Below are 19,919 nucleotides of genomic sequence, written 5' to 3' on the forward strand. Positions count from 1 at the left end.
ATCGTTCCCTCCACAGAGGCATTGTGGCTATACAAAAAACCATCCTCAGTACGAGAGAACATACTGGAGATGGAAGGAACAATGTCGATTACTCTTTATCTAATTGAATGACGTGCACACCTTTGTCCCGAATCCGGTCCACATCTTCCTTAGGGGTCTGTCCGTCTGTGATGACATGTTTAATTTCCGGCCAGCTTGCCACTTGGGTCAAGGACTGCATGCCGAATTTGCTGTGATCCGCCAGCAGGTACGTTTCATCCGCGATGGAGATCATTTTGCGCTTGATCAGCGCTTGAAGCTCCGTCGACTCACTGATTCCGCGCTGAATATGAACCCCTTTGCAGGACAGGAACAGCTTATGGACATGGTACATGTCGAGCGATCTCTCCGCCAGTGGTCCTACGTAGGACAACGAGCGGGGAGATAACAGGCCCCCGGTGGAAATCACTTGAATCTTCTCCTTGCCGCTAACTTCCAAGGCAACTTTCATGGAGTTCGTAATGATCGTCAGCGGCATATCGGGAATCAGCTTCGCCATATACCAAGCCGTCGTGCTCGCATCCAGAATGATCCGGTCGCCTTCGCGAATGTGCGATACCGCTTCCTTGGCGATGCTGTTCTTGAAGTCGGCATGCGCCGTCTCCCTCTCCAGGAACGGCACCTCCGACTGCGCTTCCTTCACGCTGACAGCGCCGCCATGGCTGCGCATCAGCTTGCCTTCGCTCTCCAGCCGGTCCAGATCTCTCCGGATCGTCTCTTCCGTCACCTGACAGAGCTCACTGAGCTCCGTCACGCGAATACTTCCTCTTTCATTGACCAATTGAACGATTCTCTGCCATCTTTCCGCTACCAGCATCGTCTTCCCTCATTTCACCCTCTATAGGGTCGCCACCTGACAAAATGTTGCATACGCCGCCTGCCAACCCGCCACGTCCTCGGGGACGTACGTCTTGACCGGGAACGAATTCCGAATCAGCTTCCTGGCTTCGCGCAAATCCGCGATATACCCTAGTGCTATCCATTGTACTACAAGGTTCCCCAAGGCACTACCCTCAACAGGACCCGCCCAAACCTCGCGCCCTGTCGCATTGGAAGTGAATTGGCACAGCAGCTCGTTCTGGATGCCGCCGCCAACAATATGAAGACCGGAATACGTTTTCCCCGTCAACTGCTCTGTACGTTCCAGCACGAAGCGGTATTTCAAAGCCAGGCTTTCCAAAATGGTGCGTACGATTTCGCCTTCGGACTGCGGTACGAATTGCTGTGTATCCCGGCAATACTGCTGAATTTGCTTAGGCATATGCTTCGGTCCCAAGAACATGTCGTGGTCCGGATCAATGAACGCTTGGAACGGCTTCGCCTGCTGAGCAAGCTTAACCAGCTCGGAGAAGCTGAGGTTCTTGCCTTCTTTGTCCCAGGTGCGCTTGCACTCTTGAATTAGCCACAAGCCCATAATGTTCTTCAGCAGCCGGTTGGTCCCGTACACGCCGCCTTCGTTCGTGAAATTCCAAGCCAGCGCCTGCTCGCCGAGCACGGGCTCCTTCGTTTCCGTACCTAACAAAGACCAAGTGCCGCAGCTAAGGAAGGCAAAATCTTCCTCCAGCGCAGGGACGGCAACCACGGCGGAAGCCGTATCATGCTCGCCTACGGCGATGACCGGAATCGGAACCACGTCAAGCTCTTCACAAATGTCCTGCGTTAATGAGCCTACGCGCGAGCCGGACGGCACCGGAGGCAGGAATAAATCGGCCGGAAGATCCAGCTGCTCCAGCAGCTCCGGATCCCACGTCTTCGTCGTTGCGTTCAGAAGCTGTGTCGTCGTAGCGTTCGTGAACTCGCTGTGCTTCTCGCCGGTCAGGAAGTAGCGCAGCAAATCCGGAATCATCAGGAACGTTTCGGCCCGCTCAAGCAGCTCCGGGTTTCTCTCCTGGATGGCTGCGAGCTGAAAAAGTGAATTGAATTGCAGAAATTGAAGCCCCGTCTTGGCGTACAGCTTCTCGCGTCCGACGACGGCAAACACTTTCTCCATCGTATGGTCGGTCTGATGATCGCGGTAATGATAAGGATTGCCGAGCAGCTCGCCGTTCTTGGCAAGCAGTCCGAAATCGACCGCCCAGGAATCGATAGCCAAGCTCTCAATATCGGTGTAACCCCGGTGTTTGGTCTGTAAAATGCCTTGTTTCAACTCATGAAGCAATCGCAGAATGTCCCAGTGAAGGCGGTCGCCCACCTTCACCGGATCATTCGAGAAGCGGTGAATCTCCTCGATCGTCACTTGGCCCGCTTCAGAATCAAGGCTTCCGACGATCGCTCTGCCGCTGCTTGCTCCCAAATCAAAGGCCAGGACGCGCGAAGGTTGACTCACCAGCTCGCACCGCCTTTGCCGCGAGCGTTAATGCTCTCGTCGTAGCCGCTCTCGAGGTAAGCTTTCATCGGATCCACAGGCACACCGATTTCTTCGCGAACCGCTTGCAGAAGCGGAGCCACATCGAATTCGAACGCTTTGCGAACCGCGTCTTCAGCTGCAAGAACATCTTGGCGCTCTTGAGCAGCTTTCACTTCATCCAGGTTGATCAGCAGCGCTTTCGCATACTGGGTTTGCACGTTCAGCACGGAACGCAGCATCGCTGGGATTTTGCGCTCGATATTGTGGCTTTGGTCGATCATGTAAGCAATGTTATTAGCCGCTTGACGGATTTGCGGGTTTTTGTCGTTCGCCGCGTCAAGGATTTGGTAGAAAATCAGGAACAACTCATATGGATTCACGGAGCCCACGATCAAATCGTCATCCCCGTATTTGCGGGAGTTGAAGTGGAAGCCGCCGAGTTTATTTTCATCTAACAGGTAAGTCACGATATGCTCAATGTTCGTTCCTTGCGGATGGTGACCTGTGTCAACGAGCACTTCTGCTTGAGGACCCAGCTTGTTAGCCATGTTGAACGCCATGCCCCAGTCGGCAAGATCCGTGTGGTAGAACGCCGGCTCGTAGAACTTGTATTCAATCAGCATACGCATGCTTGGTGTCATCGCATCGTACATTTCTTTGAGCGCTTCGTACATCCAAGTTTTGCGTGCGCGAATGTCCACTTGACCCGGATAGTTGGAGCCGTCAGCGAACCAGAGGCTCAGAATGTCGGAGCCTACGGTTTTGGCGATATCTACGCACTCCAGCAGGTGGTCCGTCGCTTTGCGGCGAATCGCAGCATTCGAGTTCGTCACGCTTCCGAAGATGTAATCGTCCTCTTGGAACAAGTTGGGATTGACCGCGCCGATGGATACGCCGAGATCAGCCGCATGCTGCTTCAGCTTCGCATAATCGTCTACTTTATCCCAAGGAATATGGATCGCAACCGACGGGCATACACCCGTCAGCTTATGAACCTGCGCTGCGTCCTCGAATTTCTCGAAAGGATTGCGCGGCACGCCGTTTTGCTTGAACACTTTGAACCGTGTTCCGGAATCCCCGTAACCCCAAGATGGAGTTTCAACTTTGAGGGCTTTCAGCTTCGCTTTGACAGCAGCCAGATCAATGCCTCTATTTGCTTGCTGTTCTTCGAACAGCGCATATGCTTTATCGCTCATCGGATAATAGCCTCCTTTTGGATATGGAACGAAATTAGCGGGTGAATGCAGCCGGAACGCCGCCGTCTACGGTCAGCATGCAGCCTGTCGTTTTCTCCGCTTTGGAAGATGCAAAGTACACGATCGCTTCCGCAACGTCTTTCGGGAAAATGTTAACGAGCAATGTCGTTCTCTTCCGGTAGTGCTCTTCCAGTTGATCCGGCTCGATGCCGTAAGCCGCTGCACGCTCATTGCGCCAGTTGGAGTTCCAGATCGCGGAGCCTTGCAGAATCGCATCCGGCAATACGGAGTTCACGCGAATGCCGTACTCGCCGCCTTCCGCTGCGATACAACGCGCCAAGTGGATTTCCGCCGCTTTGGCTGTGGAGTATGCGGAAGCATTTTTCCCTGCATATACCGAGTTTTTGGAGCCGACGAATACCATGGAGCCGCCGACGCTTTGCTGCTTCATAATTTTGAACGCTTCTCTGGCAACCAGGAAATAGCCCGTGTTCAACACGTTCATGTTCAGGTTCCATTCTTTCAGGGACGTTTCATCAAACGGACTGGACGTCGCAAGACCTGCGTTATTCACGATAATGTCGACACCGCCGTAAGTAAGGATGACTTCGCGGTATGCCGCTTCGACTTCCTCTTCTTTCGTAACGTCGATTTTGACAGCGATGGCTCTGTTCTCGCCATATTGCTCATTCAATTCTGCCGCCAGCTTCTGTGCGCCTTCCAGGTTCAAGTCAGCCAGCACGACGTGTGCGCCGTCTCTGAGGAATTGGCGAGCCGTCACGCTGCCGATACCGCCTGCTCCGCCGGTGATGAACGCAACTTTGCGGGAAAATTCCGCTTCTGCCGGAGCCAGTGTCAATTTATAGAGTTCAAGCGGCCAGTATTCCACGTTGTAGGACTCGTTCTCGCTCAAGGAAACGAAAGTTCCAAGCGCAGTCGCGCCTCTCATCACGGAGATCGCACGGTGGTAAAGTGCGCCGCTGACTTGCGCCATCGCCCAGCTTTTGCCTGTGTTGATCATCCCGATTCCTGGGATCAGAATAACGCGAGGAGCCGTTTCGAAAATAACGTCGCCTTCATTTTTGTTGCGCTCGAAGTACGCTTTGTACTCTTCTTTGTATGCGGCAATGCCGGCTTGCAAAGCTTCAGTCAAGGAAGCCGCATCTCGGGAGTTAGGGTTCCAGTCGATGTACAGCGGCTTCATCTTCGTGTGAACGAGGTGATCCGGGCAAGCAGCGCCTACTTGAGAAAGGACGGCTGCATCTTTGCTGTTCACGAATTTCAGCACATCGTCAGCACTGTCGACGGTAAGGATCATTTTCTTCTCTTGGGAAACGGCACCGCGAACGGTCGGCAGCACTTTCGCCAAAATATCGTTGCGCTCGGACTCGGACAGAGATTCGTATTTGGAGCCGCCGTACAGGTTGTCCTCATCCACGCGGGCTTCGATGAAGCTTTCCGCTTCATTAATAATAGCAAGTGTTTTGAGGTAGCTTTCTTCGGACGTTTCGCCCCAAGTAACCAGACCGTGCTTCTCCATCAGTACGAGCTCGGCCTTCGGATTGTTTCTTACGCCGTCGGCGATCATTTTGGAAAGGGTGAAACCAGGACGTACATAAGGTACCCATACGAAGCGGTCGCCGTAAATTTCTTTGGCAAGCTCACGGCCATTGTGTGCGCAGCACAGCGAAATAATGGCGTCTGGGTGTGTATGATCCACGTTCTTGAACGGAAGGAACGCGTGCAGCAGTGTCTCAATCGAAGCACGCGGGTGCTTGCTGTCGATCATGCAGTTGGCCAGGTAGGCGACCATTTCTTCGTCGGACATTTCGTCTCTTTCATAAAGCGGACGGATGTCTTCCATGCGCAGGCCTGTGAAGTTTTTGGCTTTCATTGTCGCAAGGTCGGAGCCGCTGCCTTTGACCCACATGACTTCAACGTCGCGGCCGCGGAAATCCTTCTCGATCGTTTTGTAAGAAGTGTTGCCTCCGCCCCAGTTTGCAACGGCACGGTCTGTTCCCAGTAGGTTGGAACGGTACACCAGTTCCTCTACGCCTTTCGATACTGTACTCGCTTTCTCTGCATCCCACAAATTCGCAACCATAAGTACCCTCCTAAGTTTTACATCCCATGTGTATGTGTTTGTTTTTGATGGATTCATCTTATCACATCTTTGTTTATTTTTGAATCATTATTTTTGTCTTTGTTTTTGTTTGGGAAAAACAGATAAAAAAACACCTCCTGGGTTGAGACCCATGGAGGTGTTTGGTGGAACAGCGCCGGGCTGGCCGCAGCTAACGGACTGAGCAGCCGCTATTGCCGCAAATTGCGGCGCGGCTGTCGTCTAACGGACACCATGGCTCCTATTCGCCGTTTTCCACCCCATTTCCCATTGGAAATGGGCGAATAGCGGCACCGGTGTCCGTTAGCATTCCTTCGCGGCGCATCCTGCGCGAATAAGCGCCGCTGTGTCCGTTAGCCCGCCGCGGCAACGCGCGGGCATGCTTCGCGCCGGCTCGGGCGCGCGAACGGGCTGCCTTGTTAGCCGGGCTGGCCGCGGCTAACGGACTGAGCAGCCGCTATTGCCGCAAAATGCGGCGCGGCTGTGGTCTAACGGACACCAGGGCTCCTATTCGCCGTTTTCCACCCCATTTCCCATTGGAAATGGGCGAATAGCGGCACCGGTGTCCGTTAGCATTCCTTCGCGGCGCATCCTGCGCGAATAAGCGCCGCTGTGTCCGTTAGCCCGCCGCGGCAACGCGCGGGCATGCTTCGCGCCGGCTCGGGCGCGCGAACGGGCTGCCTTGTTAGCGCCTCACCCCGCTCTGCCCATTGCCAGCCCGCCCCAGGCGCCACCCTCAGCGCAGCTCCCGAACCTGCGCCATCCTGCCTGCCGAACTGCCGCGCCTCTCCCAGTTCACCAGGAAAATGCCCGCGCAAATGCACGCGCCCCCAAGCCCTGCATACCAGGCAACTTTCTCGCCGAGCAGCAGCCAGCTGGAGAGCAGCCCGAAAACGGGCACGAGAAACAGGAACGCGCTCGTTTTGGCCGGGTCGCCGCTGCGCAGCAAATAGAACCATAGCGAGAATTGAACGATGGATCCCATGATGACAAGCCACAGCAAGACGATGACTGAAGTTGAAGTAAAAGCGAAATATGGATGCTCCGTAGCCGCACCCAATACCAGCAGGGCGATTCCGCCGGCAAGCATTTGATAGGCGGCAAGCACGTTCATATCAAACCCCGTTCCCCACCGTTTAATGAGCAGGGTGGAGCCGGCGAAAAACACAGCGCCAAGGAAGCCGATCCATGTGCCCGGCTGGAAATTCATTTGCAGCCCGAACGTTATGACCACGCCGATAAAGCCCAGAACGACGCCGAACCATTGGCGGCCGCGATACTTGGCACCGGCGAACAATGTGCCCAACACGATGACCACCAGAGGGTTCGTGCAAGTGATAATCGCGGATTCCCCGGAGGAGATCCAGTGCATGCTGTAATAAGCGCAGCCCATCACGCCTGCGGATTGCAGCAAGCCGATCAGCGCCGCTTTCCCCCACATCGCCCAACTGGAAGGCTGCGGCTTTCTTCTCACGATAACCGCCAACACCGCTCCGGCCAAAGCGAATCGAATGCCCATCAAGAAGAACGGCGTCGAATAGGACAATCCTACTTTGCCTACAGGGAAGGCGACTCCCATCACGAAAGTTGTAAAAAGAACAAGTGAGATGTATTTATATTTGTTCATCCCATATTACCTCCCATCCAATTAGATGATCTCATTGTACTGGAGGGTTGGCATTATGTATAATGATTGCTATAGATACCTGTAATCATATTTTATGATACCAAATCACGGACAAGGAGGTCTCCCGAATGGAAAGCCCGGATCTGCGAATATTTCAAATGGTTGCCCGCGAAGGCTCCGTCACGAAGGCGGCGCAGCGGCTCGGTTATGTGCAATCCAACATTACCGCACGGATTCAGCAGCTGGAATCGGAGCTGCAGACGGTCCTCTTCTTCCGGCACAACCGGGGCATGACTTTGACATCCAGCGGCAAATCGCTATTAGCTTACGCGGACAAAATCATCGGGCTGCTGGATGAAGCCGTACTTGCGCTGTCTTCGACCGGCGAACCGAGCGGCCCGCTTCTCATCGGCTCCACGCAGACCGCAGCGGCGGTCCGGCTTCCTAAGCTGCTTGCTTCATATTACAGCAGACATTCGAATGTGCAGCTGTCTCTCACGACCGGACATACGCAATTTCTCATGGATAAAGTGCTGCATTATGAGCTGGACGGCGCCTTCATCGGCTGCACCTGCAACCATCCCGAGCTGCAGGCGGTCACCGTTTTCGAGGAGGAACTGGTCGTCGCTGCTGGGCCTGCCGTAGCAAGTCTGACGGAAGCCTTAACGAAACCCATCCTGGTCTTCAATCCAGGCTGTTCATATCGCGACGTATTGGAGCAATGGCTGCAATCCGTCGGCATCCCGCAGCCCGTCATGATGGAGTTCGGCATGCTCGAAGCGATCGTTGGCGGGGTTTCGGCCGGGCTGGGTATCTCTCTGATGCCCAGAGCCGTCACGCAAAAGCACGAGGAGGAAGGCTTGATCCGCACCTTCGACATCCCCGAGCCGTACCGTTATATCAAAACGGAATTCATCACGCGCAAAGATGCTTTCGTCAGCTCCTCGCTTAACGCATTCATGGGGATGCTGGCTCCCGGCCTGTCATCCCCGTCATGAGGATCATACCCGTGTATCCTCATGCTTCCATTCAATGAAGATCTGCTTGTAGACATCTGCGAGCTGCGCCATCTTCCTTATTAACCCAGTCGTAATCTTGGCAGCTTCTTTTAATCCCCACAGAAAACACCCCTAAGAATACATCGGATTAACCATAGGTTTTTCCAATGTCTATTCTAAGGGGTGCACATTTTTCATCGGACTAACCAGTGGTTTTTCCAATGTCTTCTCTAAGCGGTACGGATCTATCTAGATCTCATGATCATCATTATAATTGGCAGGTTCGTCCACCATATCCGTCCATGAATCGCCATAGGCATCCTCGTGGTCCTCTTCGGCGGCATTTTGCAAATCGTTGGCGTTGATCGTGATGATCGGATAGTCGTGATTGGCGGCCAGCTGCACCGCCTGCATCTTCATATACTTCGGGGAGCCTTCCGTATCTTCGTCATAGACCAGAATGATGCCGTCCGAATTGCGCAGCAGGAACTTGTCCCGCTCCTTGAACTGCCAAGGCCCTTCATATTTGGTCTTCGTAATGCTATTGACATAGTTCGCCCTGTTGAGAACACTCGTATAGCAGCCCTTTTTCTCGTCGCTCCAGTTCTCTTCCTGTTCCAGAAATGGCGTGATGACCGCCAGCTTCAATTCGGGACAAGCTTTGGCCTGTAGCTCGAGTACCGCCTCGGCCGCCCACAATTCAACGCCCCATCCGCCGCTGACGACGACCCATTCGAGACCTTCTTCGACAAGCGGAATGAGCCGCTTTTGGATCGCTTTTTTGATAATCGGGATCCCCTGATGTTTCAGTGAGAAAATGCCAAGCTCCGAAGCTTTGTACCCTGTGATTAAAACACGTTTCAATGGAAGTTCACCGCCTAATACGCACTACTGACAGGTTAGCATAGATTTATCGCGATAGAAAGCACAAAGAGCCGCCGGTTATATACCGGACGACTCTATAGCCATCATGCGGGCAAGCCAAGGGTAAGCCTGGCTCCCATTCACTTGATGTCCGCCCTCATAGAGATGAGAGCCTAATTTCTCCGCTGCGCCCGCTTCTGCGTACAGCTCTTGCAGATAGCCGATCGCGGTTTCGACCGTAGCAACCGGGAAAATGCGATCCTGTTTGCCCGAAGCAATAAATAACGCACGCGGCGCGATCAACCCCATCAATTCAGGCAGCTCCCCATACGCAAGCGCCCCTGGCAAGTAATTGTCGATGCAGTGGCGGACATGCATAATACTGCCTTTGAACGTATTGGGAAAAGCGCAAAGTACAGTCGCTTTAATCCGTTCATCCATTGCGGCCGCATACGAAGCGACCAGTGCACCGCCGGAGAAGCCGAAGCAGCCTACTCCGTCGCCTTCGACATCTTCGCGCGACAACACATAATCGACGGCCCTCAGCGCCTCTTGAACGCGCAGCCCTGCGATCGATATGCCGTACAGCATCAGATGGGAAGTGAGCGCTTGGCAGGAGGAATTGTTAACTTTCCCATCCTGCTGATCCTCGGCCAGCCTGCGGTCGCCGAAGCCGAAGAGTTCCGGCACCACGACGAGAAAGCCCTGTCTCGCCAATTCCAACGCATAGTTGCCGTGGGAATCCGGCTCTCCGGTTTGCTGGGAACCGTCAGGAAGCATACCGGAAATTTGTCTGCTCCCGTACCCGTGACCATGCAGCGCCAACGCCGCCGTGTACCGTTCCTTATTCCCTTTCGGAATAAGGACGTAAGCGGGAACGCAGAACCCGAGAACGGTGCCGAACTCGACCCGTTCCCGGATATGATCTTCGAACTCCAGTCGTTCCAGGAGAACGGGACGAAGCTCTTCCTGAGGCAGCTTGCCCATCTGCAAGGAGTCGGCTAAGCCTTGTTTCAGCCTGTCCCGCGTTTGTTGCGCATTCTCCTGCTCCCTCAGCTGTGCCCGCTGACGGTCATAGGAGCGGTACAACTGTTCCATCAGATCATCTGGATTCCACATAGGCTTCTCCTTCTCGCGAATTAGAATTTAACGAGCTTCTCAACGTTAACCGGTTGTCCCGTACGAATGGAGATATTGCCAGCAATCCCCGTAAGAATGGACATCGCACCGTCGACATGGGATGCCGCTCTTTGGAAGCGGTCATCGGAAGGCGTACCGAAAATGTCGTTCAACAGAATCGGGTCTCCGCCGCCATGGCCGCCAGCCCGTTCTTCAATTTCAACATCGTACGGAGCCGCGAACATCGGGAATACTTTGATCGATTTCTGCTTCAAAGCGCCTTCATCTTCTTTTTTACCGCCGGAGTTAACATAGGATTGTTCCACGACTTTCATCTCGATACGGCCCTTGCTGCCGTTAATATGCACATTAAAGCCTTCCCACGGCATATAGGCATTCAAAGAATAAGTCAGAATCGCTTTATTTTTGTAACGAACCATGACACCCATCGTATCTTCGATATTAATACCGTCGCCGAAAACGCTTTGATCGCGCTGATAACCGTCTTCATGCTCCGCGTCCAAATATAAGCCTTTCAGATGCTCGTTCTTATCCAGGTGCAAGGCAAATGGATCGCCTTTCGCGTTCTCGTTGCCCGTTGCGCGCTGATAGAACTTCGTTTCGCCGCGTTTCTCGGCATTTTCTCTGCCGTAGAACATCAAACCGCCCATCGCATAGACCGTATCGGGGCGCGTGCCCAGCCAGAAATTCACGAGGTCAAAATGGTGCGTCGACTTGTGTACGAGCAAACCGCCGCCATTGCGTTTATCCCGGTGCCATCTGCGGAAATAGTCAGCGCCATGCTGAGTGTTAAGCAGCCACTCGAAGTGCACGGAATGCACGTCGCCGATCGTACCGTCCATGATCAGCTCACGGATTTTGGTATTGTGCGGCGCATAACGGTAGTTGAACGTTACGCGAAGCTGACGACCTGTCCGCTCGATAGCGTCGATAATTTCTTGGCATTTCTCTTCGTCAACCGTCATCGGCTTCTCCGAGATCACATCGCAGCCGAGTTCCATCGCCTTGATGATATAGGTGTGATGCGTGCGGTCAACCGTTGTCACAATGACATAGTCCGGTTTCTCGGTGCGGATCATTTCTTCGAATTGATCGGCTTTATACGTAGGAACCGCTTTGTATTCGTATTTCGTTTGCAGCAGACGATTTGTAAAGTTCATTCTCGTTTGATTGATATCACAAATGGCTACCAGCTCTGAAGTTTCCTGGAAATCTCTAACGATCGAGCCATAGAAGAATTCGGCCCTACCTCCGGTACCGACGAGAGCATAACGTTTTTTTGACATGATAGTTGAACCCCTCTCAGAAATAAAATTTTGTTACCTCAAGATTAATACAATATTTGTTGCGTTTCTAATCAAATCTTATCTATCGTCTTTCAATCCTTGCATATTTTGCTATAATAAAAGTACAATTTCTGGTGAAGAGGTGTCCTGTGGTTCAATTTGATATAGAACGACTGCGCAGAGATGTTCCCTACTCCATGCAGGTGAATCATTTCCACGATCATTATGAAATTTATTATTTGCTCAGCGGGAAGCGATACTATTTCATCCAGGACCGGTCCTATCTGATTCAAGAAGGCGATCTCGTCCTTATCGATAAAAATGCCCTCCACAAAACGCGAAATGTCGGCACCGAGCCGCACGAACGCATTTTGCTGAGCTTCGACGACAAGTGGATCCGCTCCATCGGCGAGGATGCCGCCGCGCATCTGCTTGTGCCGTTCCAGCAGAAGCATCAGGTTTTCTCTTTATCCGGCGCGAACCGCACGGTGGTGGAGAACCTGCTGTTTCAGCTGCTTCGAGAGCAGCAGCAGGCGCTGAGCGGCTGGCAGCTGAACAGCAGAGCGCTGTTCACCCAGCTGCTGATATTTTGCACGCGGCTAACCGATAAGCTGAGCTCCGCGCAGGAGCATCCGCAGGCGCACAATCCCAAAATCTTCGAGATCGTCGCTTACATCAACGAGCATTACCGGAGCCGGTTGACGCTGGCTTCGATCTCGGAGACGTTTTATATCAGTCCGAGTTATTTTTGCCGTTCCTTCAAAGAAACGACCGGCTTCTCATTCGTCGAGTATTTGAACAATGTGCGGATCCGGGAAGCGCAGCGGCTGCTGCGCGAAACGAAGCTGAAGGTGATTCACATCGCCGAGCAATCCGGCTTCGACAGCGTGGCCCATTTCGGCCGCGTGTTCAAGCAGGTGACGTCGCAGACACCGCTGGAGTGCCGGAAGCTGATGCGCCGGAGTCAGTAGCTTAAGCTGGATAGGCCGTGGGACGGCCTTGTGGGAGACGGGGGTTGGGGGTTGATGGGGATGGACCACGTATAGACCGATAACCCCGCAGAAATGAAAAGGCTGCCCGATGGGCAGCCTCTTTATGATTTAAAATCCGAAATATTGTTTCGCATTATTGTAGGAAATACCTTGAACCAATTGCTTCAACAGCTCTTGGTCGTTCGGGAACTCGCCGGCTTCCACCCATTCGCCGAACAGGTTGCAGAGAATTCTGCGGAAATACTCGTGGCGCGTATAGGACAAGAAGCTTCTGGAGTCTGTCAGCATGCCGACGAAACGGCCGAGCAAACCGAAATTGCCGAGCGATTTCATTTGGGCGATCATGCCGTCTTTCGTATCGTTGAACCACCATGCGGAGCCCAGCTGAATTTTGCCCGGGATGCCTTCGCCTTGGAAGCTGCCCATCAAGGAAGCGAGAATTTCGTTGTCGCGTGCATTCAATGAATACAGGATCGTTCTTGGCAGGGAATCGGCAACAGCCAGGGAAGACAGCAGACCTGTCAAGGCGCTAGCTACGAGACTATCGTTGATGGAATCAAAGCCTGTGTCCGGACCGAGCTTCGCGAAAGCTTGTCCGTTGTTGTTACGGGACGCGTTGATATGGTACTGCATCGCCCAATCGAGCTTTTTGTAAACGCCGCCCAAGAACAAGAGCGTGAACGCTTTATATTTTTTCTCGTCTTCCAGGCTAACCGAATTACCGGCTAATGCAGATTTGAAAATTTGATCGACTTCTTCTTTGGTCGCCGGTGCGAACGGCACATAATCCAAAGCATGGTCGGACACTTTACAACCTACGGAATTGAAGAATTCCGCTCTGCTCTCAAGCCCTGCAAGCAGGTCGTCGTAAGTGGAAACCTTAATTCCGGCCGCTTGTTCCAATTGAGCGATCCACGGCAGGAATGTCGCGCGGTTAATTTCAAGCGCTTTGTCCGGACGGTAGGATGGCAGCACTTGTGTGTTAAAATCTTTGATTTCTTTGATTTTGATGTGGTATTCCAAGGAATCCACCGGATCGTCCGTCGTGCAGATGACCGTTACTTTGGAATTCGTAATCAAGTCTCTGGCGCGGGATCCGCCCTCTGCCAGCTTCGCGTTCACTTTCTCCCAGATTGCAGGCGCGTTTTTCTCATTGATCAGGTCGTCCACGCCGAAAAAGGTGCGCAACTCCATATGAGACCAGTGGTACAGCGGGTTGCCGATAGCCATCGGCACCGTGCTCGCCCATGCTGCGAAACGGTCGTAGTCGCTGGCTTCGCCGGTTACTTTGCTCTCGTCAACACCGTTGGCGCGCATCATTCTCCATTTATAGTGATCGCCATACAGCCAAGCTTCCGTAATGTTGTTGAATTGTTTATTTTCATAAATTTCTTTCGGACTCAAATGGCAGTGATAGTCAATAATCGGCAGATCTTTGGCATATTCGTGAAACAAATGAATGGCAGTCTCGTTCGTAAGCAAAAAGTTTTCATCTAAAAACGGTTTCATAAAGCTGGTTTCCACCCTTCTCAACCTGAAGATTCTGCCTTCTATTGTAAGCCAAGCCGTCACTGAAGTCTTGTGATTTTTTGCTATAATTTTATGAAATATGCATATATTGACCTCCTTCCCGAATACTAAAAGCCCCGAATCCACATACATGGACCCGAGGCTCTACGTTACGGAACGGATTTGCCGACATCCGTGCCTGCAGATATTTCTTCCGGCAGCAGCTTGGATGCGCCAGGTACGTGCCGCGGCTTATGCTGGATGTTTTCAGACGAGTAGATGGTGACGTATATGCGCCCTGGCAGCGCTTGTGCTCTAATAAGGATCGGCTGGTTGTAGTCGTTCTTGAAGCTGAAATCCGGCCCGCCCCAGTTGACCGTAGCATCCCTGCCCGCAGGCACATACGGCACGGAGCGGCTGTGCGAGTATCTTTCCAGGATCGTAAGTCCCGCCCGGTCCGCTGCATTAAACAACGTGGAGGATATTTGGCAAATGCCTCCCCCGATGCCTTCGGAGAATTCTCCCCTGACAATCACCTTGGCGGGCATATAGCCCCTGCTGCGCGTACGAACGCCAACGACGCCGTTGAAAGAGAACGTTTCGCCCGGAAGAACGACATGATTATTGATGGCTTGTGTCGCCAGCTTAATATTGGTATAACGGTGCTTGTTGTTCGAATTAAAATACGTGACATAATAGCCGATCGGATGTGCACGAATGCTCGCCATCAACTCGCTGTCAACCTTGGGATACACCGGTGTAACCGGCACTTCGAAGGTCATCGGTCCGCTCCGGTAGAAATGCTCATAGAACCGCTCCACGAACGCCTTCCGGTTCAATCTTGCGCCCGGGACCTCCTTCACTATACTGCCTGAATCGTTAATTGTGGCGTTGACGGGTTTCCGGTACGATTTCTTCTCTATTTCGGTCATGAGACGGTTCAGTTGCTCGGTATCGATTATCGGCAAATTCACATAATCGAGCATATAGGCCTCACGCTGAATATTCGCTTGAAGCTCGGTTTTCTCGCCTTTCATCGCTTGGTCCGGTGCAAAAGTTTGCTGCAACAGAAGCATGCAGATGGCTATCCATCCTTGCATCATGAATTCAATCACCCCTCCCCTATTGTGAACAATTGCAATTTTTCCATACCTTTATCGTGCGAACTATAAAAAGCATCTCAAATTACAGCGTTTGAGCTGGGTCACGCGTGAATTGGACGAATGGAATTACTCCCGGTATTCCACTGCCCAATCGGCGTGTGAGCGGGATACCATGTGAGACCGATAACAGGAATTACTCCCGTTAAAAAAGCGAAGAACACCCTCTTGCGGCGCTTTTACTCTGAATTACAGGAGATTATCCTGTTATCCTGCTCGCATCGGCTCCATTCCGCGAAATTAACAGGAGAAATTTCTGTTACGCACTCCTTGGGCCAGGATCGCCACCTGGATCCTGACTGTTACCGCACTCCTTTGACCTGGGGTTACACGCGAGCTCCTAGCAGATCATCCAACTCTGCAAGCCGCGCCCTCCCCCCGTGCCCGCTCCAAAAGAAAAAAGGACTGCTTCCCGCCATCCGGCAGAGAACCAGTCCTTGAAACTTTTTAATGCGGATAAACGACCTCGAACTCGTCACCGCACGGGCCGCCGCTCGGATTGACATCGAGATCGACAGGCTCCCCGTTCTGACGGTAGAGCGGCCTGTAATAGTTGCTGATGTGGGTCGCCGACTCGTTCGCATAATGGCAGATGAACGCCCTGCGGAACCGGTCCTTCGTCTTATTGCGGTAGGAACCGTGAATCAGGTTCCCGTTAAAGAAGAGCACGTCGCCTCTCTCCATAACGACAGGCATCGCCTTCTCGTCTTTGGGCGGCTTCACGTAATGCGTCGTGAACGATTCCTTGCTGTCGGCGAGGTCCGGGCAGGATAGCGCCAGCGTATTCGTTTTGGGAACGACGAGCAGTCCCCCGTTCTCCTCGTCGGCGGCATCGATGGCCGTCCACGCGGCGATACAATTGCCGGGCTCAACTTGCAGATAGAAGTTGTCCTGATGCAGCGCCTGCCCCCTCGAACCGGGCGGTTTGAAGTAAAACATGCTCTGCGCAGCCAGTGCCTCCTCCTCATACAAATCGGCTAGCACCTGCATGACCGGCGGGTGGATCATATATTTCTTCGCCGTCTCGTTAAACCGGTGCGGATGCATAACCCGCGGGTAGCGCCTCAACGGATCTGAGCCGTCCGCCTCCCAGTCGGGCTCGAAATGCCCAGGCACCGTATGCCGGCTGATTTCTTCGAACGTAGCGTCGATATCAGCCAGTTCTTCCGGCGAGAACAAGCCTTTGACAATCAGATAGCCTTCCTTCTCAAAATGCTGCTTTTGCTCTTCCGTCAGTTTCAATAGTGTCTTAGACATCGTGTCTCTCCTCCATGTTTCACTTGATCTTTCTTGCTTTCAGCATACCGGAAACAACCATGTCATAGAAGTAAGAATGTTGCTAATTACTCCTACAATTCTGCTGTTGCTGTTATACTGTCGATAGGATCAATCCAGAGACGAAAGGAGCCTAACGCATGAGTATTGACGACAAAACGTTCCTGGCCGGACAGTTCAAGGAAAACGACGCCTATGTTACGATCCGCCCGGAGGGGCGTGCGGACTGGCTCTTGTGCTTCACCCTGGAGGGAGAAGGCTACTTCATGCAAGACGGCCGCGAGCACGTCTGCCGGGCGGGCGACCTTACGCTGCTCGCTCCGGGAACGCCGCAGCACTACGGAACGCGCAAGGGGCACGTCTGGCATTTCGTCTGGGCTCACTTCCCGCCTGTGCTCACCGAAACGAATCTCCTGCCGCAGGAGAATCTGCTGCTGCTGACGGTAGAGAGCGATTCGCTCCGTGAGCGCATTCATCAGGCATTCATACGGATATTGAATGATTCCAGGGAGCGCGGCGATTATTGGTTTGAACTGATCTGCTGCTCATTACGGGAAATTGTGCTGATCATGGCGCAGAAATGGAGCCGCACAATGGATCCCCGCATCGAGGAGGTCCTCCATCTGCTCTCACAAATGATGCGGGAGTCCGTGCGGATCAAGGAGCTTGCCGAGCACGTCGGACTCTCGCCATCACGGCTTGCCCATCTGTTCAAAGACAGTACGGGCTACTCCATCATCGACACCCTGAACCGGATGCGGGTTCAACAAGCGGCTCTCCTGCTCGAGCATACGCAGCGCAGCGCCTCGGAGGTATGCTACGATGTCGGCTTCCAGAATTACAATCATTTCATGAATCAATTCCGCAAATGGCAGGGGACGACCCCAAGCTCTTTCATAAAAAATAGACGGTAAAAATTATTTGACAGTTGACATGGGGCAGGATAAACTTGCTAGCAAGATGAAGAAAGAGGAGGATTTCTATGACCTTTGCAACCAATCTTGAGAAATATGCGGAGCTGATTGTCCATGTCGGTCTGAATATTCAGCCAGGACAGACGCTCTGGGTCAACGCACCCATTCTTCAGCCGGAGCTTGTGCGCCTCATCTCGCGCAAAGCTTATGACGCCGGCGCCAAGCATGTACATATCGAATGGCAGGATGAAATCTGCACACAAATTAAATATAAGCACGCCCCGGACGATTCGTTCAACGAATATCCGGCATGGCGGGCGCAAGCGCTGAATGAACTGGCGGATAAGGGAGGCGCCTATCTGTGGATCGACGCCGACGATCCCGAGCTGCTCAAGGATGCCGATCCAGCACGCATCGCCGCCTATTCCAAAGCAGGCGGACCGCTGCTCGTGAAATGGCGAGAAAGCATGTCCTCCTATTTCATGACCTGGTCGATCGTCGCCGCACCGTCCCCGGCCCGGGCCCGCAAAGTGTTCCCTCAGCTCGAAGAGACCGAGGCAGTGCAGGCGCTGTGGGATGCTATTTTCAAAGCTACCCGCGCGGATCAAGACAACCCTGTTGAGACGTGGCTTAACCATAACGCTGTACTGCGCAGCAAGAGAGAACAGCTCAATGCGAAGCAGTTTCACAAGATTCATTACCGGGCTCCGGGAACCGAGCTTACCGTTCAATTGCCGGCCAACCACATCTGGCGCGGAGGTGCCGCCACCAACGGGACAGGCGGCTTCGAATTCAACCCGAACATACCGACCGAAGAAGTGTTTATTTCGCCCAATCGCGCTGGAACGTCGGGAACGGTTTGCAGCACGAAACCGCTGAGCTATCAAGGGAACTTGATCGACCGTTTCTCCCTCACCTTCGAGAATGGACGCGTCGTCGACTACCAAGCCGAAGTCGGCTACGAGTCTTTGAAGGCGCTGCTGGAGATGGACGAAGGCGCCCGCCACCTGGGTGAAATCGCCCTCGTGCCGCACGATTCCCCGATCTCCAATTCGAACCTGATTTTCTTCAACACGCTCTATGACGAGAATGCTTCGAACCACCTGGCTTTGGGCAGAGCGTTCCCGACCTGCATCGAAGGCGGCACCGCTATGACCAAGGCGGAGCAGCTGCAAGCCGGGCTCAACGACAGCCTGATCCATGTTGACTTCATGATCGGATCTGCCGAGATGGACATTGACGGCGAATATGCGGACGGCCGCATCGAGCCTATTTTCCGCAAGGGCAACTGGGCGTTTTAACCTAACACATGAACACCTGATACCCGATAGATAGAGAAAGAAACCTTCTTTAACCGCTCGCGAGCAGTGGAAAAGAAGGTTCTTTTTTCATATAGTAAAGAAACAACCTATTCAGACTCAACCTGGGGCAAATTCGCAGCGAGCCCGAGCATGGTTCCGGCGAATTTGGGAATGTTAGACATTGCAACCCCATCCAAACAAGAGGAGTTGATCGTATGAGTACCAAACCGACAATCGCTGCGATTAGCGTGCCATTTGATCTTGGAGCAGGCCTCCGTGGGGCTCGCAAAGGACCCGAGGCGATCCTGCAGGCAGGGTTATTGCAAGGATTGCAACAAATAGAGATTACCGCTGAGCATGTGGCGGAGATCCGGCTGCCGGACGATAAGGCAACACCACTGCCTCCTGATGCCGATACGAAAAATTTGAAGTTTCTGGCGGAGGTCATCGAAGTCAACAAGCTTCTGGCCGCGGAGGTTTCCAAGGCTGCCGGGCAGGGGCGCTTCCCGCTTGTTCTCGGCGGCGATCACTGCATCGCCATCGGCACATTGGCCGGACTATCCGCTCACTATAAGAACCTGGGCGTCATCTGGATCGACGCGCATTCCGACTTGAACACGGCGGACACCAGTCCCTCGGGCAACATTCACGGGATGTCGCTGGCGGTCAGCATCGGAATGGGGCATCCTCTGTTAACGGCCATCATGGGCGATCATCCGCGAGTGAAGCCGGAGCATATCGTCCTGATCGGCTGCCGCTCGCTCGACGAAGGCGAGAAGAAGCTGATTCGTTCGCTCGGCATCAAATGCTATACGATGTATGATATTGATCGCAGGGGGATGGCGGCCGTCATGCAGGATGCGATCGATTACATCAGCGCCAAAACCGACGGCGTTCACCTCAGCTTCGACGTCGACTCGCTCGACCCCCTGGAAGCGCCCGGCACCGGCACGACGGTCAAGGGCGGACTCCATTTCCGCGAAGCCCATCTGGCTGTGGAAATGCTGCATGAAGCCGGCATCGTGACATCGGCCGAATTCGTTGAGGTCAATCCGCTGCTCGACGACAACAACAAAACGTCCCAACTGGCTGTCGGGCTGATTTCCTCCTTGCTGGGCGAGCAAATTTTATAAGGGCAGCCAACAGGAA

The 19,919-nt window shown here is 53.4% G+C and carries 16 protein-coding genes; 5 read left to right on the forward strand and 11 right to left on the reverse strand.

The features are described from left to right. Nucleotides 1–88 precede the first annotated feature (88 nt). From J2X61_RS04135 to J2X61_RS04155, 5 genes are all read right to left on the reverse strand, one after another. Nucleotides 89–856: a DeoR/GlpR family DNA-binding transcription regulator gene (locus tag J2X61_RS04135; protein ID WP_274466123.1), complete on the reverse strand. Its 768-nt coding sequence runs from the start codon at nucleotides 854–856 to the stop codon at nucleotides 89–91. A 21-nt stretch (nucleotides 857–877) separates the two neighbouring features. Beyond that, a complete protein-coding gene (gene rhaB, locus J2X61_RS04140) occupies nucleotides 878–2,365 on the reverse strand; it encodes a rhamnulokinase (protein WP_396135396.1) in 1,488 nt (495 codons plus the stop codon). After that, a complete protein-coding gene (gene rhaI, locus J2X61_RS04145; RefSeq protein ID WP_310186082.1) occupies nucleotides 2,362–3,582 on the reverse strand; it encodes an L-rhamnose isomerase in 1,221 nt (406 codons plus the stop codon). Before rhaI ends, rhaB begins: the two co-directional genes overlap by 4 nt. A 34-nt stretch (nucleotides 3,583–3,616) precedes the next feature. Continuing rightward, the gene (locus tag J2X61_RS04150; protein WP_274466125.1) at nucleotides 3,617–5,686 is read right to left on the reverse strand and encodes a bifunctional aldolase/short-chain dehydrogenase; all 2,070 of its coding nucleotides are present in this window, start codon (nucleotides 5,684–5,686) and stop codon (nucleotides 3,617–3,619) included. A gap of 754 nt (nucleotides 5,687–6,440) precedes the next feature. Then, a complete protein-coding gene (locus J2X61_RS04155; protein ID WP_310186085.1) occupies nucleotides 6,441–7,331 on the reverse strand; it encodes a DMT family transporter in 891 nt (296 codons plus the stop codon). A gap of 128 nt (nucleotides 7,332–7,459) precedes the next feature. Here J2X61_RS04155 and J2X61_RS04160 point away from each other — a divergent pair, with 128 nt between their 5' ends. Next, nucleotides 7,460–8,329, forward strand: coding sequence for a LysR family transcriptional regulator (locus tag J2X61_RS04160; RefSeq protein ID WP_310186089.1), 870 nt, complete (start codon nucleotides 7,460–7,462; stop codon nucleotides 8,327–8,329). A gap of 249 nt (nucleotides 8,330–8,578) precedes the next feature. Here the strand turns inward: J2X61_RS04160 and J2X61_RS04165 are convergent, their stop codons facing one another. The 3 genes from J2X61_RS04165 to J2X61_RS04175 all read right to left on the reverse strand — a co-directional run bounded on the left by J2X61_RS04165 (nucleotide 8,579) and on the right by J2X61_RS04175 (nucleotide 11,619). Next, on the reverse strand, nucleotides 8,579–9,193 hold the full coding sequence (locus J2X61_RS04165; protein ID WP_274466128.1) for an SLOG family protein: 615 nt from the start codon (nucleotides 9,191–9,193) through the stop codon (nucleotides 8,579–8,581). A 78-nt stretch (nucleotides 9,194–9,271) separates the two neighbouring features. Continuing rightward, entirely contained in the window at nucleotides 9,272–10,312 is a 1,041-nt protein-coding gene (locus J2X61_RS04170; protein WP_310186092.1) for a dienelactone hydrolase family protein, read from the reverse strand. A gap of 20 nt (nucleotides 10,313–10,332) precedes the next feature. Continuing rightward, nucleotides 10,333–11,619: a Gfo/Idh/MocA family protein gene (locus tag J2X61_RS04175; RefSeq protein WP_274466130.1), complete on the reverse strand. Its 1,287-nt coding sequence runs from the start codon at nucleotides 11,617–11,619 to the stop codon at nucleotides 10,333–10,335. 149 nt (nucleotides 11,620–11,768) lie between these two features. On the opposite strand from J2X61_RS04175, the gene J2X61_RS04180 reads away from it, so the two are divergent. Next, entirely contained in the window at nucleotides 11,769–12,590 is an 822-nt protein-coding gene (locus J2X61_RS04180; RefSeq protein ID WP_274466131.1) for a helix-turn-helix transcriptional regulator, read from the forward strand. A gap of 129 nt (nucleotides 12,591–12,719) precedes the next feature. Here the strand turns inward: J2X61_RS04180 and uxaC are convergent, their stop codons facing one another. The 3 genes from uxaC to J2X61_RS04195 form a co-directional block, all read right to left on the reverse strand. Then, nucleotides 12,720–14,120: a glucuronate isomerase gene (gene uxaC / locus J2X61_RS04185; protein WP_310186096.1), complete on the reverse strand. Its 1,401-nt coding sequence runs from the start codon at nucleotides 14,118–14,120 to the stop codon at nucleotides 12,720–12,722. 170 nt (nucleotides 14,121–14,290) lie between these two features. Further along, on the reverse strand, nucleotides 14,291–15,223 hold the full coding sequence (locus tag J2X61_RS04190) for a VanW family protein (RefSeq protein WP_274466134.1): 933 nt from the start codon (nucleotides 15,221–15,223) through the stop codon (nucleotides 14,291–14,293). A gap of 504 nt (nucleotides 15,224–15,727) precedes the next feature. After that, on the reverse strand, nucleotides 15,728–16,537 hold the full coding sequence (locus J2X61_RS04195) for a phytanoyl-CoA dioxygenase family protein (RefSeq protein WP_310186100.1): 810 nt from the start codon (nucleotides 16,535–16,537) through the stop codon (nucleotides 15,728–15,730). A gap of 158 nt (nucleotides 16,538–16,695) precedes the next feature. Here J2X61_RS04195 and J2X61_RS04200 point away from each other — a divergent pair, with 158 nt between their 5' ends. The 3 genes from J2X61_RS04200 to rocF all read left to right on the forward strand — a co-directional run bounded on the left by J2X61_RS04200 (nucleotide 16,696) and on the right by rocF (nucleotide 19,903). Further along, nucleotides 16,696–17,469 carry a helix-turn-helix domain-containing protein gene (locus tag J2X61_RS04200; RefSeq protein WP_310186103.1) on the forward strand — a complete coding sequence of 258 codons (774 nt, stop codon included), beginning with the start codon at nucleotides 16,696–16,698 and terminating at the stop codon, nucleotides 17,467–17,469. A 68-nt stretch (nucleotides 17,470–17,537) separates the two neighbouring features. Continuing rightward, on the forward strand, nucleotides 17,538–18,770 hold the full coding sequence (locus J2X61_RS04205) for an aminopeptidase (RefSeq protein ID WP_310186105.1): 1,233 nt from the start codon (nucleotides 17,538–17,540) through the stop codon (nucleotides 18,768–18,770). A 215-nt stretch (nucleotides 18,771–18,985) separates the two neighbouring features. Then, nucleotides 18,986–19,903, forward strand: a complete 918-nt coding sequence (gene rocF, locus J2X61_RS04210) for an arginase (protein WP_310186109.1) — start codon at nucleotides 18,986–18,988, stop codon at nucleotides 19,901–19,903. Nucleotides 19,904–19,919: the final 16 nt, after the last annotated feature.

Origin of the sequence: Bacillus sp. 3255, assembly GCF_031456485.1 — a bacterium.
Lineage (GTDB): Bacteria > Bacillota > Bacilli > Paenibacillales > NBRC-103111 > Paenibacillus_E.

Coding starts and splice junctions, on each gene's coding strand:
- J2X61_RS04135 (WP_274466123.1), bottom strand. CDS start 856: ATGCTGGTAGCGGAAAGATGGCAGAGAATCGTTCAATTGGTCAATGAA.
- J2X61_RS04175 (WP_274466130.1), bottom strand. CDS start 11,619: ATGTCAAAAAAACGTTATGCTCTCGTCGGTACCGGAGGTAGGGCCGAA.
- J2X61_RS04190 (WP_274466134.1), bottom strand. CDS start 15,223: ATGATGCAAGGATGGATAGCCATCTGCATGCTTCTGTTGCAGCAAACT.
- J2X61_RS04205 (WP_310186105.1), top strand. CDS start 17,538: ATGACCTTTGCAACCAATCTTGAGAAATATGCGGAGCTGATTGTCCAT.
- J2X61_RS04150 (WP_274466125.1), bottom strand. CDS start 5,686: ATGGTTGCGAATTTGTGGGATGCAGAGAAAGCGAGTACAGTATCGAAA.
- rocF (WP_310186109.1), top strand. CDS start 18,986: ATGAGTACCAAACCGACAATCGCTGCGATTAGCGTGCCATTTGATCTT.
- J2X61_RS04160 (WP_310186089.1), top strand. CDS start 7,460: ATGGAAAGCCCGGATCTGCGAATATTTCAAATGGTTGCCCGCGAAGGC.
- uxaC (WP_310186096.1), bottom strand. CDS start 14,120: ATGAAACCGTTTTTAGATGAAAACTTTTTGCTTACGAACGAGACTGCC.
- J2X61_RS04195 (WP_310186100.1), bottom strand. CDS start 16,537: ATGTCTAAGACACTATTGAAACTGACGGAAGAGCAAAAGCAGCATTTT.
- J2X61_RS04155 (WP_310186085.1), bottom strand. CDS start 7,331: ATGAACAAATATAAATACATCTCACTTGTTCTTTTTACAACTTTCGTG.
- rhaI (WP_310186082.1), bottom strand. CDS start 3,582: ATGAGCGATAAAGCATATGCGCTGTTCGAAGAACAGCAAGCAAATAGA.
- J2X61_RS04200 (WP_310186103.1), top strand. CDS start 16,696: ATGAGTATTGACGACAAAACGTTCCTGGCCGGACAGTTCAAGGAAAAC.
- J2X61_RS04170 (WP_310186092.1), bottom strand. CDS start 10,312: ATGTGGAATCCAGATGATCTGATGGAACAGTTGTACCGCTCCTATGAC.